The following is a 15,920-nucleotide window of genomic DNA, read 5'->3' on the forward strand; positions in this document are numbered from 1 at the left end:
ATTTTTAATCCGCTATTACTTCCCATTATTTCTTGATTTTATAAAAAATCATATTTAATAACAAACAAACTTTGTTTTTATTAAAAATAACTCAATAATAAAAACGGATATAAAAATAGCTCAATGATATTATTATCAATGAGCTACAGAATTATAAATACAACATCTTGTTATTGTATAAGTTAGAACGGAATATCATCATCGACTGGACCATCAGGCATCGCTGTTGGCTTAGGCTGAGAGGCATTTTGCGCTGGCTGATTGAATGGGTTTTGCTGAGGATTGCTTTGGTTGTTATAAGCATTTTGATTGTTATAACCCCCTTGGTTACCGCCCTGCGCCATACCTTGAGCTGCTACGCCGCCTGCTTGGTTGTAGCCACCTTGCTGACCAAAGCTGTTTTGGCCGCCTTGATTACCATAGCCCCCGCCTTGGCTTTGACCGCCACCGCTTGCGCCATCGAGCATCTGCATTTGATCAGCGCGAATCTCGGTGATATAGCGATCTTGACCATTTTGATCTTGGTATTTGCGCGTGCGCAAACTGCCCTCGATATAGACCTTACTGCCTTTACGAAGATACTGCGCTGCAATTTCGCCTAGACGATTAAAGAGTGAGATACGATGCCATTCGGTCGCTTCTCTTTTTTCGCCGCTTTGCTTGTCTGTCCACTGCTCTGATGTCGCAACCGAGATATTGGTCACGCTACCACCGTTATTAAACTGATGTGCCTCAGGGTCTGCTCCAAGGTTACCGATGATGATAACTTTATTAACTCCGCGCATGGTACCGTCCTTTTATTTATGAATAATTTAGTGAATCGTATCTATGATGATTCAATGAAGCCAATGTGCCCCATCATCGTTAATGCTATCGACAATACGATTTTACAGTGATTTGATTTTACTTTAACCAATTTTTATTTAAATATCTAGTGGGCTTTGTGCCAGATGCGACAGTGCTTGTCGCGAGTCGTCGGTGAGCTGGGTTTTGTCCAGCTTAAGATAGGCCACCTGCTCTTTTGCCATCACCACCAGCTCATCTACGCCATCTACCGCCAGCATTTGCCGCGACCAGTCTTGGATATTGATGTTTTTAGGAATGGTAATGGTGGTACTTGATAGATACGGCGGCTGGGCGATCGGAAATATCAGTAATAGCGCCGCGCCCATAATCAGCGCCAGTACGCCCCATGCTAGCAAATTTGGCTGCGTCAAGAGTACGCCGCCCAGCGCCCCACCGACAAAAGCCCCAAAGAACTGGCTCGATGAATTAAGCCCCATCGCGGTTGCTTTATTCGCGACTGGGGCGCGCTTGGATATCCAAGATGGAATAGTGGCCTCAAGTAAGTTAAAACCCATAAAATAGAGCAATAAACCTACAATAATACCGACACCAACTTGGCTACCCAGCGCCAGTAACGCCAGTGCCGCAGTCATCAAGCCGATCGCACCCAAAAACACCTGACGCATTTTGCGCTTTTTTTCTGCGACAATAATAAAAGGTATCGCCACCGCAAAGCCAATAAACAATAGCGGCAAATACACCAAGCCCTGCTGACGAACCGACAAACCCAGCACTTCAGAGAGCTGATGCGGCAAGAGGACAAATATCGCCGTCATGGTCAAATGTAAGGCAAAGATACCAATATGCAGACGGTTTAAATCGCCGATTTTTAGCACGCTGGCCAACTGCTGACCGATAGATTTATTGTCCAAGTTATGTTTGAGCACTCGTAGCGGCGTCGGCACCACAAACAGTAACATCATTGCCAATACCGCAAAACCCGATGTCAGCCAAAACAAGCCTGACATACCAAGCGAGCCGACCAACAAAGGGCCAAAGGCAAAGGCCAACATAATAGAGGTGGCAATGGTCAAGCCCATCGTCGCCATTGCTTTGGTACGCATCTCCTCGCGTGTGACATCAGCGAGTAGCGCCATCAATACCGCCGATACCGCACCGCTTCCTGCCAGCGCTCGACCGATGATGACCTCATAAATATCGGTGGCGTTAGCTGCAATCATACCGCCCAAAGCAAACAATATCAGACCCAAAAAGATAATCGGCTTACGCGGAAACTTGTCAGCAGCAAGGCTCATCGGTATCTGAAAAATCGCCTGACCCAGCCCATAAACCCCGACCGCCAAACCAATCAAAAACGGCGTAGCATGCGCATAATTGTCGCCATACACCGAAAACACAGGCACAATCATAAACAGGCCAATCATACGCAGGGCAAAGATGCCGCCGACCCCGAGGATTGCCCTTTTTTCTACGCTATTCATACTTGCCTCACAGGTTTATCATTGCTGATATAGTCGATTCACTCTAAAAATGACGACCAGTAGGACCATACTTATTTTAAAATAGATTAGCCATACATCAATATCACAGTCGATCTATCAGGGCACTCACCTACAATTCAAGCCCTCTAAATTAAGGCCCCTAGTATAAGACATTCGCCGTTTGGTTGCCGAGACTTTTGTTTTTTGTTACCAAGTGCGTCTCTAGCGGCTTTTTGCCTTGAATAATGCACGCATGATGACAATAAAGTACAACGTTATCAACAAGGTTGCGGATTCGCTTGAGCCGTTAAGTGCTGACTAAGACAAGCGTGCTGGTCAAAACCATAACAAAGGATACCTGTTACGTAACACAGATTTGATCTAGATTGGCTGAGTCTAACAAAACTTGTGAGATAAAAATGGCCTAGATGGTTTAGCCGCCTTAAACGATTTGGTTAAAGATTACCCAGCTTATAAAAAACGCGCGCGAAAAAGCACGCACTAAAAAATGGAGTAAAAACCGCAGCGAGGCCTGATAAAGCCATTATAAAAACCGAAGCAATAAAGAAAGCGTAGCGTCTATAAAAGCATCGCTTATAAATCGTTTGTAAATAGTTGTCGTAAAAACATAGCTTACAAAAACGCGGTTTATAAAAACCAGCTATCTTTTGTGTCACTATTTTGACCCTCATACACTTTAAAAATAACATAGCGCGACTGGGATGCTGTTTTACATGGCTGGGTTAAATGCAGGTTGCGCTCACTACTTCTTATACATCAGTATTTTTATCCATCACTTTAGCAAATAGGAAACCTATCACCGATGGCAAATGACCACATTGCAATACGCGGCGCCCGCACGCACAACCTAAAAAACATCGATCTGGACATCCCACGCGATAAGTTCGTGGTAATCACAGGTTTATCAGGCTCTGGTAAATCGTCATTGGCCTTCGACACCTTGTATGCTGAAGGGCAACGTCGTTATGTCGAGAGTCTGTCCGCTTATGCGCGTCAGTTTCTCTCACAAATGGAAAAACCAGAAGTCGATAGCATCGAAGGCTTGTCACCGGCAATTGCTATTGAGCAAAAATCGACCAACCATAACCCACGCTCGACGGTCGGTACGATCACTGAGATTTATGATTACCTGCGTCTATTATACGCGCGTATCGGCACGCCTTATTGCCCAGAGCATGGCGAACCTATGGTGGCGCAGTCGGTGACCGAGATGGTCGATCAGGTTATGGCACTCCCCGATGAGACCAAGCTTATGATACTGGCGCCGGTGATTCGTGAACGTAAAGGCGAGCATACAGTCTTACTTGAGCAGCTGATCGGACAAGGCTTCGTCCGTGTGCGTGTCGATGGCGATGTCTATGATACTGACGAGCTACCGACGCTCGATAAGAAGAAAAAGCACACCATCGAAGTGGTGGTTGACCGCTTTAAAGTACGTGATAACTTAGGTAACCGCGTCGCTGAGAGCTTGGAGACTGCGCTACGTTTGGGACAAGGGCTGGTGACGCTGCACTTTATGGATGGCAACCCAAACGCAGACAGTGCTGACGACCAAGTGATGTCAGCCAAGCACTCCTGCCCTATCTGTGATCGCGCCGTGCCTGAGCTTGAGCCGCGGATGTTTAGTTTTAACAACCCATACGGCGCTTGCCCAACTTGTGATGGACTCGGTAAACGTCAGTATTTTGCTGCCGAAAAGCTCATTACTCATCATGAAAAATCGCTCAACCAAGGCGCAATCAATGGTTGGGATAAGCGTCATGCCTATTATTTTGGCCTGCTCTCTACCGTCTGCAAGCACTTTGACATCGATATGGATGCGCCGTGGCAAGCACTGCCAAAAGTGCAACAAGACATCATCATGCATGGCTCTGGTAAAGAAAAACTGAGCTTTAACTTTACCGATGAGCGCGGTCGCAAGACCAATAAGACCGTACCGTTTGAAGGCGTACTACCCTATCTTGAGCGCCGTTATGCCAAAACGCAAAGTAACCTTGTGCGTGATGAGCTGGCCAAATATTTGGCTGATACCACCTGTAATGTCTGTGATGGCGCGCGTCTCAATGAAATCTCGCGCAACGTGCGTGTCGATGAGCAGACCATCGCCGATATCGTCAAGCTATCTATCGGTGATGCTACTGACTATTATAAGACCTTAAAGATTGGCGGTCATAAAGGCGAAGTGGCGGAAAAAATCTTTAAAGAGATTAATGAGCGTTTAAATTTCCTCGTTAGTGTCGGGCTAGATTATTTGACTCTTGCTCGCTCTGCTGAGACGTTATCGGGCGGGGAGGCACAGCGTATCCGTCTTGCCAGCCAAATCGGTGCCGGCCTCATGGGCGTGATGTATGTGCTCGATGAGCCGTCGATCGGTCTGCATCAGCGTGACAACGACCGCTTACTAAAGACTCTAACGCGGCTGCGTGACTTGGGTAATACGGTACTGGTCGTTGAGCATGACGAAGACGCCATACGTCAAGCCGATCACGTCATCGATATCGGTGTCGGCGCAGGCGTGCATGGCGGTCATATCATCGCTCAAGGTACGATCGATGAGATCATGGCGACCCCAGACTCGCTGACCGGACAATATATGTCTGGTGAGAAAAAAATCGAAATCCCAAAATTACGGCATAAAGCCAAGACTATGGAAGTTGAGACCAAAGGTAAAGCCAAACCAAAGCAGGTGCCAATGACGATCGAGCTCAAAGGCGCCTCAGGCAATAACTTAAAAGACGTCGATCTGAGCTTGCCAGTCGGTGTGATGACCTGTGTCACTGGCGTATCTGGCTCGGGCAAATCAACCTTGATCAACCGCACCTTGATGCCGATTGCAGCGACTCAGTTAAACAATGCGTCTACCCTTATCGCGGATAAGCATGACAGCATCAGCGGTCTTGAGCATTTGGATAAAATGGTCGATATCGATCAAAGCCCAATCGGTCGTACACCGCGCTCAAACCCAGCGACATATACGGGCGTGTTTACCCCTGTGCGTGAGATGTTTGCTCAAACGCCTGAAGCGCGCGCTCGTGGTTATAAACCGGGTCGCTTTAGCTTCAACGTCAAAGGCGGACGCTGTGAGATGTGCCAAGGTGATGGTCTTATCAAAGTCGAGATGCATTTCTTACCGGATATGTACGTGCCATGCGATACCTGTGAAGGCAAACGCTATAACCGCGAAACCCTAGAGATTCACTATAAAGGCAAAAGTATCGCCGAAGTGTTAGAGATGACCGTAGAAGACGCCACTGAGTTCTTCTCAGCGATACCAGCGATTTATCGTCGTCTGCAAGCGCTCATGGATGTCGGTCTTGGCTATATTCGCCTCGGTCAGTCTGCACCGACGCTTTCTGGCGGTGAAGCGCAGCGAGTCAAACTGGCACGCGAGCTTGCCAAACGCGACACGGGACAGACGCTCTATATCTTGGATGAGCCAACTACAGGTTTGCATTTCCATGATATTGATAAGCTGCTCAACATCTTGCATGCGCTACGCGATAAAGGTAACACAATCGTGGTCATCGAGCATAATTTGGATGTTATCAAAACTGCCGATTGGGTGATTGATCTTGGCCCTGAAGGCGGTAAAGGTGGTGGTATGATCATCGCGGAGGGTACGCCAGAAGAGGTCGCAGAGGTCGAAGGCTCACACACGGGTGAGTTTTTAAAGCCGATGCTTACGCAGGTGGTTTCTGAGGCGGGTTAAGTTTTACTTTTAGTCGTTATTTAACGGCTGCTCTTTTGATCTGCCCCCATAAGTTGGATACAACTAACTTATGGGGGCATTTCAGTTTGACTTACCTTTTTTAATGTTATGTACTGATTTATTTACGCTTAATCGTCCGAGTCACTACCCCAGTCGTGGGGCCACTCATGGTATTGGTCGGCGCTTTTACAGCGGCTTGATAAACTGGCATCACGTCAGGTAGCAGCCCTTTAATTTTGGCGATACGCTGCCCTGAGTTTGGATGCGTAGACATCAACGTGACTAAGGTGTTGCTGCGACCATTTGCCGCTTCCATTTTTTTCCATACTGCAATGGCAGCTTCTGGATTGTAGCCTGCTTGCGCCATCAAACGTAAGCCACCTGCATCGGCTTGTGATTCTTGACTACGAGAAAACGGCTTATCAATACCAAAGTCACTAATCAAACCCAGCGCCTCATTACTCAGCCCTGTTTCCGCCTGTATCGCAGCACCCCCTAACTGAAGTGCTAGGCTTGTCAGAATTTTTTGCCCAGTATCCTTTTTGCTATGCTCAGCTAACGCATGGGTCATTTCGTGTCCCATGATTGCCGCGATCTCTGCATCTGTCAACTGTAGCTTCTCTACAATACCGGTATAAAACGCCATTTTACCACCAGGCATTGCCCAAGCGTTTAATTCAGGCGAGCGTATCACAGTGACCTGCCAATCAAAGGGCACCCCTGTTGTGTTAGCGCGCACAGCATAGGGCTTCATACGATGAAAAACCCGATTTACCCGCGCGGCGGTGGCAGAGGTATTGTCTACCGCGCCTTGACTACGAGCGCTAGAAACCACTTGCGAGTAGCTTTTTGCCGCATCGATATTCATGGTAGCAGTATCATATCCTGCAATATCAGCGACCGTGGTGCAGCCTGCTAAAGTAGTAACCGTAGTCAGCAATAGTGCATTTTTTATTTTTTGAAACGTTGTCATCAGACGTCCTATTTAAAAGCCATAACCATTAAAATGTAACCGATATGTAACTAATGTGTCTAAATTGCACAAAGAGATTATCACGGTAAAAAACAAAAGTCTATCAATTTAATAGTCTATTTTTTGGCTATATTAAGATTGCACGCTCATCCTAACCGCTCAGTTAGGTTTTTTTCCTTGCAGCAATGGTTTACGCCTTATAATAGTAGCAAATCAATAGCGCAAGTTATGCTATCGTTACCTTGCTATATCGATACATCATCACTACTTCTCATCCCTTATAACCCTCATAAGAGCGACAGTAGCCAACATGCCCAGCTTACCCATGACTTCTATCAGCTACGTACAGCAGCAACGCATCACTCGGCTATGCGTGCGCTGCGGATTGCTTCTTATGCAGTATGGCGCAGAGTCTGCGGTGGTGGTGGATTTGTCCAAACGCTTGGGGCTTGCTTTAGGGATGAACAGCGTCGAATGCTCGCTGAACTTTAACGCCATTACCCTGACCACCATCTGCGATGAGCGCTGTATCACCACCACCCGAGATACGATCAATCAGAGTATCAATGTCAACTTATTGGTGCAAATCCAGCAAATCGTCAATAAAACCGAAGCCACTATCAATAATAATGATTTGATTGACCGCACAACCCTTGCGTTTGATGAGCTGGATAAAACCGTGTATCCGACGTGGTTAGTCAGTATATTTGTCGGCGCTTCTTGTGCGGCGTTTGCTTATTTGAATGGCGGCAGCTGGTCGATTACCGCCGTAACCTTTATCGCGGGTATGGTGGCGATGTTTACTCGTATCTATTTAGCAAAGCACCACTTCAATCCCTTTATCACCGTCATCGTGACGGCCTTTATCGCCTCTTTGATTGGGGCGACGACCTATTACTTTGATATTGGCAATAACGCCGATATTGCCGTTGCCTCTAGCGTGCTGTTGCTAGTTCCAAGCTTTCCTTTGATTAACTCTTTCTCAGATATCTTAAAGGGCTATGTCAATATCGGCGTTGGGCGGGCGGTGTTTACTTATATGCTGACCTTGTCCGCGTGCGTGGGCATTGTGATGGCGCTGGTGTTACTACGCATACAGCACTGGGGGTTTTAGATGTGGTTTATTGAGACGGTCGTATTGTCTTGCATCATTACCCTTGGTTGGACGCTGATGTTCAGCGTACCCAAACGCTATATCTTGCCGTGTTTGCTGATGACCGCTCTGGGATTCGGACTAAAAACCGCCCTTGTCTATCAGCATGTTCATCTGGTGATAGCGAGCTTTTTTGGCGCGATGCTCGCCAGCTTTTTGGGGGTGTATTTTTCTAAAAAATATACCTTACCGCCCAAAGCTTTAATCTCCCCAAGTGTCATCTGTATGATGCCAGGTATCGCCGCTTATAAGGCGATGGTCAGTATGGTGCAGATTGGTTACTTTGGCTTTTCAGACGAGTTATTTAGCCAAATGATGGTGTATTTATTCGAAGCCTTGTTTGTGACCTCAGGATTGGTACTGGGCTTGTCCATTCCTGGGCTATTATTTTATAGACGGCGTGCCATAGTCTAGGCAGGTTTAAATGAGATTATTATGTGTTAGGCTATTTTTGTTTAAATACTTTTATAAACTGATGCTAGCTGGCACACCCTTATGATAAACAACTTGTAAGATGGATTATCCATACCCATTACAATAGAGTTCAAAACTGTACCGAAACTTAATGAAGAGACATAACAATGACAAAGCATTACGATTATATTTCCATTGGCGGCGGTAGCGGCGGTATTGCCTCCATTAACCGTGCAGCAAGCTATGGCAAAAAGTGCGCGATTATCGAAGCGGATGAATTAGGAGGCACTTGCGTCAATTGGGGCTGCGTACCCAAAAAGGTGATGTGGTACGGCGCGCAAGTCGCCGAGGCGATTGAGAAGTACGCGCCAGACTACGGATTCGAGGTTGAGTTAAAGAATTTCGATTTTCAAAAACTCATTCAAAGCCGTCAGCAGTACATCGAGAATATCCATCGCGCTTATGACAATAACTTAGCCAAAAACGGCGTGGAAGTGATTAAAGGCTTTGCTAAATTCGTCGATACCAATACGGTTGAGGTCAATGGCGAGCAAATCACTGCTGACCATATTTTGATTGCGACGGGCGGTCATCCTATTTTCCCTGATATTCCAGGCGCAGAGCACGGTATCGATTCTGATGGTTTTTTTAAATTGACTCATTTGCCCAAACGCGTCGCTATCGCAGGCGCAGGTTATATCGCTGTCGAAATTGCAGGCGTACTCAACAGCTTAGGCGCTGAGGTACATCTCTACGTGCGCCAGCATTCGCCGCTGCGCTCTTTTGATCACACTATCGTCGAGGCGCTGCTGATAGAGATGGAGCAAGACGGTATTCATCTACATACCAACACCACCCTTACCGAAGTCAATAAAAACGAAGATGGCAGCTTAGAGCTATTTACTAAAGATGGCACGCTTGATACGGTCGATTGCTTGATTTGGGCGATTGGGCGCGCGCCTTCGACCGACAACATCAACCTACAAGTAACGGGCGTAGAAACCACCGAATTTGGCAAAATCAAAGTTGATAAATTCCAAAATACCAATGTCGATGGTATTTACGCGGTCGGTGACATTATCGAAAACAGCATTGATCTGACACCAGTTGCCATCGCCGCTGGTAGGCGTCTGTCTGAGCGCTTGTTTAACAACAAGACCAATGAGCATTTGGTTTATGATTTGATACCGACGGTTATATTTACTCATCCCGCTATCGGTACTATTGGTTTATCTGAGATTGACGCGGTGGCGCTACATGGCAAAGATAACATTAAGTGCTACACCTCGACCTTTACCTCGATGTATAGCGCGGTGACTCAGCATCGCCAAAAATGCGTAATGAAGCTGGTGTGCTTAGGTGAGGAGGAGAAAATCATTGGCCTACATGGCATCGGTTACGGTGTCGATGAGATGCTGCAAGGGTTTGCCGTAGCAGTGAGAATGGGCGCGACCAAAGCAGACTTTGATAATACCGTTGCTATTCACCCAACCGGTGCAGAAGAGTTTGTGACGATGCGTTAGACAGACTGAATGAGAAGAAAGGCTATTTTTAACAAATGGCCTTTTTTATTGTCTATTTTTGCTTTAGTGTAAAACCACATACTGACAGCACAATCCTGATACTGCTATGATGCGTTTAATAATGACCGTTGCGAGATGACTGTGTGGCAGATGTACCTTTTTATATTACCCGTGGGCTTAGGCATCATGACCTTGGCAGGAAGTTTGCTATTTTTATTCGCTTTTCTCATGTCTGATGATAATGCCACGCGCTTGCCTGCTTTTAATTGGTTCAAGCGCTTAATTATTGTGGCATTTATCTTGCTCAGCATTGGGCTGTTTATGACTTTTGGTCACTTTTGGGGTTAGGGTTTACGCACTCACCACTTTTTCTAATTCTAATAATTCTAAATCTTGACGTTTTGGTTCGCCATTATTGCCATCGACAGGAAACGGCATACTATTGCCATTTAGCTGATAACCGCGGCGCTGATAATAAGCCAATAATTCAGGGCGGTGACTTAAGATGGACATAGTAAGACGGGTGGGTTGATTGTTACTTTTTAGATGTCTTTCAGCGAAAGTTTCGGCGGCCTGCAATATCATGTTACCGATGCCCGCTCCTTGCAGCTTTGGATGTACGGCAAACATACCGATATAAGCTTTGTCGCTATGAGATTTTTTATCTGAACCTGTCTCGACCTTCATATCGACAGCTATGCAGCCCAATAGCTCGCCTATCTCCTTGCCGCCGCGCTCGCCGGTATCGGTCTGTGGATAAACAAAAACATAGTGCTTAGGATTGGCAATGACGCCAGCTAGCTCGTCTGCCGTGGTGCGAATACCGCCCACCAAATCGGCCTCATTGGTCCAGCCTTCATCTTGGCGATAGCAGAGGTTTAAGAGTTGTTCTAAAGCGCTCAGATCATTAGCATCCGCTTGCCGTAAAAATACTTTTGCTGCTTTGTCAGCAGTGTCATTGTCAGTTTTTTTGTTTTTTGCTGTATCAGTCATTTGGGTACTCTCTCGGGCTAAACATTATTGCTAATAAAAAGGGCTGACCTAATATACTAGGACAGCCTTTATGATAATTATTAACCGCTAATTAGTCTATGGTGATAGCGCATGGGCTTGCTCGATAATATCGAAGCCTGCATTGATTTGAGCGCGGGTTGGCGCATGACCACGGCGTAATAATTCGCTAAAAGCAATCAGCTCTTTGTCTCGGCCTAGGGAGCTGGCGGCACTAGCGCGAGTATTCTCTCCTTCGTCATCAAAATAGTACTCGATGTAATCTAAATCGTCAGGCGTACCAAATAAAATGCCTTTATCCGGCGTCGCGGCATGACCACTATAGCGCAGGCTCTTGCCATATTGCGCCGTCCAAAAGAAAAGAATACGTTCCTCTAGCGTGTTAACGTTATCATCATTCAAGATAGCGCCTGCGGTTACCATGCCATGCTGCAAGGCGACGCGCCAATGCTCAATACGCATCCGTCCCATCTGATTGGTGGCTTTGGCAATATCGCCCAGTGCATAGACGCCGTCGCGTAGCTGTAGATGCTCATCGACTTGCACACCATCGGGGTCATTTACTTCATTTAATATCTCGGTACGTGGTGCCACACCCGTACCCAAAACCACCACGTCCGCTGTCAGCGTACTGCCGTCTGACAGTGTGACACCGCTGACGTGACTGCCGTCTCCATCGATGCTCTCAACACCTGTACCAAACACAAAGCGCACCCCATTTTCTTCATGCAGTTTGATGAGCGCATTACTCACCGCCTCAGAGACGATATTGCTCATTACCCGCGCGCTACGACCAACGACAGTGATTGAGGCGGCCTCGCCTGCTTGCGATAATGCCGCTGCAGCTTCCATGCCGATAAATCCTGTACCGACGATAACGACGTTTTTGTTATCGGTAGCACCTTTGATCGCCTTAGCATCATCCATACTACGTAGCGTATAGACGCCCGCTAGCTCAGCACCTTGAAATGGCGGTATCTTCGGCTCGGCGCCGGTCGCCACCACCAAAAAGTCTGCGCTTTGTTTTTCATTATCGCCGTTGTTATTTTCGATAATAATAGCGTTCTCATTGGGCAAGATTTCGCTGACTCGCTGATTCAGACGCAAGTCGATATTGTTTCTATCAGCCCAATTTGAGCCACCTAAAATAAGTTTACCCTCATCCATTTGACCTGCTAAAAACGCTTTGGACAACAAAGGGCGATTATAAGGCGCTTTATTGTCGGCACTGATTAGGGTGATTTTGCCGCCATAACCAGTGTGACGTAGCTGATTGGCGGTCATAAAGCCTGCACCGCCGCCACCGACGATGATGGTATGCGTATCAGCGAGCTGATCGTTATCTGCTCGCTCGTTGATATTGCTAGTCGTATCAACGATTAAGTGGTCGCCTTGCCTAGTCACGCTATAGCGCGTCAAGCCTTTCATCGCAACCGGCTCTATCAGCGAGCCATCAGTACTATGAAAAGTGCCGTGATGCCAAGGACAAATCACGCGATTACCGCAGCGTAGTCCTTCACCTAAGTCCGCGCCTGCATGCGGACATTTACCATCAAAAGCGCTAAACTCATCGCCATCGCGGGTGATTAAAATGATACTATCATCGTCTTGTTTGAACGACTTCATACCGCCATCTTTTATACCCTCTGCGCTAATAGTAATTTTGTTATTGTCAGTCATAAGTTATCCTTAACGTTTGCTATTTCATTATTAGGCATTGATCGTTAGTTGCTTCTACTAGGCTGATTGTGAAGCACTACTTTTTTAATATTGTAGATAAATAAGTACCATTAAAAATGGCGTTATCTTTAATAGTAGCAAGACCACTTGGCGGGCGATGTTTTTTTGTATATCTAGCGCGTTGCAAATCGTAACTTTTCAACGGTTAATCCAAAACTCGATAGTTGAAGCGTTAAGCGTTTATGCTACTTTATTCATTGACTTATAAAAAATCCTCACTCACTCTTTTATCACCTATCAAATGACTATTTTATGACTGCTATAGAGAATCAACATCTTGACCTTACCACTATCGACTTTGCGGCAGTAACCAATTGCGCTGATCTACCTCAGCCTATGACGCCACCTATCAAACAGGCGCTCTATAAAGTTAAGCCTGAAGACTTTGTGGTCAATGAGCGGTTAGAGGTAGACTTCACAGACGCAGGCGAGCATTTATGGCTACATATCAAAAAATCAGGGATTAATACCGCTTATTTAGCTAAATTACTCTCTGAATGGGCGGACATACCTTTGCGCGATGTCGGCTATTCAGGACTTAAAGATCGCCAAGCGCTAACGACGCAGTGGTTTAGCTTAAGAATCCCCAAAAAGCAACTGCCCACCTCTGAGTTTGCCCCAGTAGACATCAGTGAAAACGAGTCCGTCACCATCATCGCCCAGCATTGGCACCACAAAAAGCTCAATCGCGGTACTCACCGCGCCAATCAATTTACCATTACCCTACGAGAGATCGAGTTTGCCAGTAATATCGCAGCTACTGACGCCCAGCAGGCGACCGAGCAACATCTGGCTACTATCAGCAAAACAGGCGTGCCCAATTACTTTGGCCCCCAGCGTTTTGGTTATGAAGGCAACAACATCGCAGAAGCCCTACGGCTATTTGCTCGCCCCATACCGGCGAGCAAACCAAAAACCAAAAAGAGTAAACGCAAACGCGCGCCACGTGAGCAAAACACCATGGAGCTGTCTGCGGCTCGTAGTCTGATATTTAATGAGATATTGGCAGCCAGAGTCCGCGTAGGCAACTGGGATACTGGGCTGGCAGGTGAGGTATTTAACTTAGACGGCTCAGGCTCGATATTTGGCAGTGAGGCAATAGACGATGCCTTACGCGCACGGATGATGAGTGGTGATATTCATCCGACTGGCGTGCTGTGGGGCGTGGGTAACGATAAGGTTAGCGGCATGGCAGCGCAGCTTGAGAGCGACATTGTAAAAAACAATGCCTTATTGACACAGCTGGCCATGGGCTTAGAGCAGCGCGATGTCAAAGCCCAGCGCCGAGCACTGCGTTTGCCGATTGAAGCGCTAAGCTGGGAGTGGTTAGATGCGTCCGATAGTAATGAGCAAGCGCTGATACTGAGCTTTACCTTGACCACTGGCAGCTTTGCCACCAGTGTATTGGCCAGCATCGTCCAGCATTTACAGTTGGGCTCAGCTTAGATACCCCACAGCATCACATGGCGGCTATTTTCGCTGTCGAACATATGATTGGCACTGACCACTTGGTCGCGGCCACGGTCTTTTGCTTCATAGAGCGCCTTGTCCGCTATACAGATTAAACGCTGGCAAATATCAGGTGGCAAAAGGGTCTGGTACTCTGGCGGTAAGGCGGATCTGTGGTGGCGAGGTTTGCCTGCGGGCGCTGGTTTCAGCGCCGCCTCTAACTGTAGCTGCTCCGTACGGGCTTGTTTCATACACACGCTTTGTTCGTGAGTGAACGTGTATAGCCCCAAGCTTGCGGTGACGCTAAACGCCTCATTATCATCGACCTTGATGATGTGCTTGCTGATGTCTTTGCGGAGCTGTTCGGCGATGAGCATTGCCCCATCGTGACTCGTGGCTGGCAGGACAATCAAAAACTCTTCGCCGCCATAGCGGCTCACGATGGCCGCATCGGTCAATGCCTGCGTCAGCGTCTGCGCCACTTCAAACAACACCTGATCGCCGACCTCATGACCATAGGTATCATTGATGTCTTTAAACCAATCCAAATCTAGCAAGATAACGCTAAAGTCCTGCCCATCTTGTAGCTCTTTTAGCGCCTGCTTCATCTGTGTCAAACCGTATCGACGATTTTTGAGCTGGGTTAGCTCGTCTTGATTGGCATGCTTTAATATCTCGTTTTTGCTGTCATCTAATATCAACAACAACGTACGAAACATATAAACGATAAAGATTGCTTTGGGTAAGGCCAGTAGCACGTGGGTTGCGCGCCAAAAAAACGTCGAAGAGCGCTGTAGCTCGCTGATACTCGACCAGTCTAACGTCACCCCCTTAAACACCGAGGTAGCAAGCGTGTTTTCGATCGCCATCAGCTCGTTATACGTCAGATAGTTTTGGCTGTCTAAAAATGGATAAACAAACGTCAGTTGACGCAAGTTGGGCAGATGAATACCGAAGTAAGGCGCCAAGATAGCCAATAAAATCAGAGCAATCTGTAGCAAAAATACACGCCACGCATAGCGGCGTTTGATCAGCATCATCCCAAGCATCGCACCGCCTACCAGCGAGACACCCGCAAACAAACTGCTATAACCGACCATGACGATCACAGTGGCGATATAGAAGGTATAAGGCACTATCAACAGCAGCTGCCATTTATTTAAGTTTTTGTTTTTTATGGCAGTCGTTTGCCGTTTAAGACGCGATAGATGGCGTGCAATACCCCAAAAAAACACACCCATCACCGTAATGCCAAGCCACAGCAGATACAACAGATGAATATAAACATAAGCGCCTAAGGCATCTTGATACCACCAGACAAACGCACACCAAAGCCAGTGTAAAAACACCTCCATCAAGATAAACACTGCCAACAAAGCAGTCCTATCAGCAGCTTGCCATTCAAAGATTGCTCGTGAGAGTCGCTTGTAGCCTAAATGAAGAACCGATACAGACATAATTTGGCTACCGCAAAAAATGTAAATACACCAGACATAACATGAGTGAAAGCAACCAACGACTACAACTGCTATATAAAATAAGCATCTATTAAATATAAGCTCAGATAGCTGCGTGCGTAAGAGATAATTCCTACCCATCGTACAAACGCTGGCCACCACTTAAGTGTGGCAAGATTTTT

The 15,920-nt window shown here is 46.9% G+C and carries 11 protein-coding genes; 5 read left to right on the plus strand and 6 right to left on the minus strand.

Annotated features, from left to right (window positions below):
* Positions 1-182 precede the first annotated feature (182 nt).
* Both ssb and JMX98_RS00590 read right to left on the minus strand, forming a co-directional pair.
* Positions 183-785, minus strand: a complete 603-nt coding sequence (ssb, locus tag JMX98_RS00585; RefSeq protein ID WP_201583641.1) for a single-stranded DNA-binding protein — start codon at positions 783-785, stop codon at positions 183-185.
* Between the two features lie 138 nt (positions 786-923).
* Positions 924-2,288 (minus strand): MFS transporter, encoded by a 1,365-nt coding sequence (locus JMX98_RS00590; RefSeq protein ID WP_201583643.1) that lies wholly within the window; start codon positions 2,286-2,288, stop codon positions 924-926.
* An 823-nt stretch (positions 2,289-3,111) separates the two neighbouring features.
* Here JMX98_RS00590 and uvrA point away from each other — a divergent pair.
* Positions 3,112-6,018 carry an excinuclease ABC subunit UvrA gene (gene uvrA / locus JMX98_RS00595; protein ID WP_201583649.1) on the plus strand — a complete coding sequence of 969 codons (2,907 nt, stop codon included), beginning with the start codon at positions 3,112-3,114 and terminating at the stop codon, positions 6,016-6,018.
* A gap of 118 nt (positions 6,019-6,136) precedes the next feature.
* On the opposite strand, the gene JMX98_RS00600 is transcribed toward uvrA, so the two are convergent.
* Positions 6,137-6,991: a M48 family metallopeptidase gene (locus JMX98_RS00600; RefSeq protein ID WP_201583658.1), complete on the minus strand. Its 855-nt coding sequence runs from the start codon at positions 6,989-6,991 to the stop codon at positions 6,137-6,139.
* A 325-nt stretch (positions 6,992-7,316) separates the two neighbouring features.
* On the opposite strand from JMX98_RS00600, the gene JMX98_RS00605 reads away from it, so the two are divergent.
* The 3 genes from JMX98_RS00605 to gorA all read left to right on the plus strand — a co-directional run bounded on the left by JMX98_RS00605 (position 7,317) and on the right by gorA (position 10,081).
* Complete coding sequence (locus tag JMX98_RS00605) at positions 7,317-8,105, plus strand: threonine/serine ThrE exporter family protein (RefSeq protein ID WP_201584084.1); 789 nt, start codon at positions 7,317-7,319, stop codon at positions 8,103-8,105.
* Positions 8,106-8,558 carry a threonine/serine exporter family protein gene (locus tag JMX98_RS00610; RefSeq protein WP_201557381.1) on the plus strand — a complete coding sequence of 151 codons (453 nt, stop codon included), beginning with the start codon at positions 8,106-8,108 and terminating at the stop codon, positions 8,556-8,558.
* A 167-nt stretch (positions 8,559-8,725) separates the two neighbouring features.
* On the plus strand, positions 8,726-10,081 hold the full coding sequence (gene gorA / locus JMX98_RS00615) for a glutathione-disulfide reductase (RefSeq protein ID WP_201583660.1): 1,356 nt from the start codon (positions 8,726-8,728) through the stop codon (positions 10,079-10,081).
* A 351-nt stretch (positions 10,082-10,432) separates the two neighbouring features.
* On the opposite strand, the gene JMX98_RS00620 is transcribed toward gorA, so the two are convergent.
* Both JMX98_RS00620 and JMX98_RS00625 read right to left on the minus strand, forming a co-directional pair.
* The gene (locus JMX98_RS00620) at positions 10,433-11,074 is read right to left on the minus strand and encodes a GNAT family N-acetyltransferase (RefSeq protein ID WP_201583662.1); all 642 of its coding nucleotides are present in this window, start codon (positions 11,072-11,074) and stop codon (positions 10,433-10,435) included.
* A 96-nt stretch (positions 11,075-11,170) separates the two neighbouring features.
* Positions 11,171-12,772, minus strand: coding sequence for an FAD-dependent oxidoreductase (locus tag JMX98_RS00625; RefSeq protein ID WP_201583665.1), 1,602 nt, complete (start codon positions 12,770-12,772; stop codon positions 11,171-11,173).
* A gap of 312 nt (positions 12,773-13,084) precedes the next feature.
* Between JMX98_RS00625 and truD the strand changes: the two genes are divergently transcribed.
* On the plus strand, positions 13,085-14,278 hold the full coding sequence (truD, locus tag JMX98_RS00630) for a tRNA pseudouridine(13) synthase TruD (RefSeq protein ID WP_201583668.1): 1,194 nt from the start codon (positions 13,085-13,087) through the stop codon (positions 14,276-14,278).
* Here truD and JMX98_RS00635 read toward each other — a convergent pair.
* Positions 14,275-15,738, minus strand: coding sequence for a sensor domain-containing diguanylate cyclase (locus tag JMX98_RS00635; protein ID WP_201583671.1), 1,464 nt, complete (start codon positions 15,736-15,738; stop codon positions 14,275-14,277). The genes truD and JMX98_RS00635 overlap by 4 nt on opposite strands.
* Between the last annotated feature and the right edge of the window lie 182 nt (positions 15,739-15,920).

This window comes from Psychrobacter sp. HII-4 (genome assembly GCF_904846595.1).
GTDB classification, from domain to species: Bacteria; Pseudomonadota; Gammaproteobacteria; order Pseudomonadales; family Moraxellaceae; genus Psychrobacter; species Psychrobacter celer.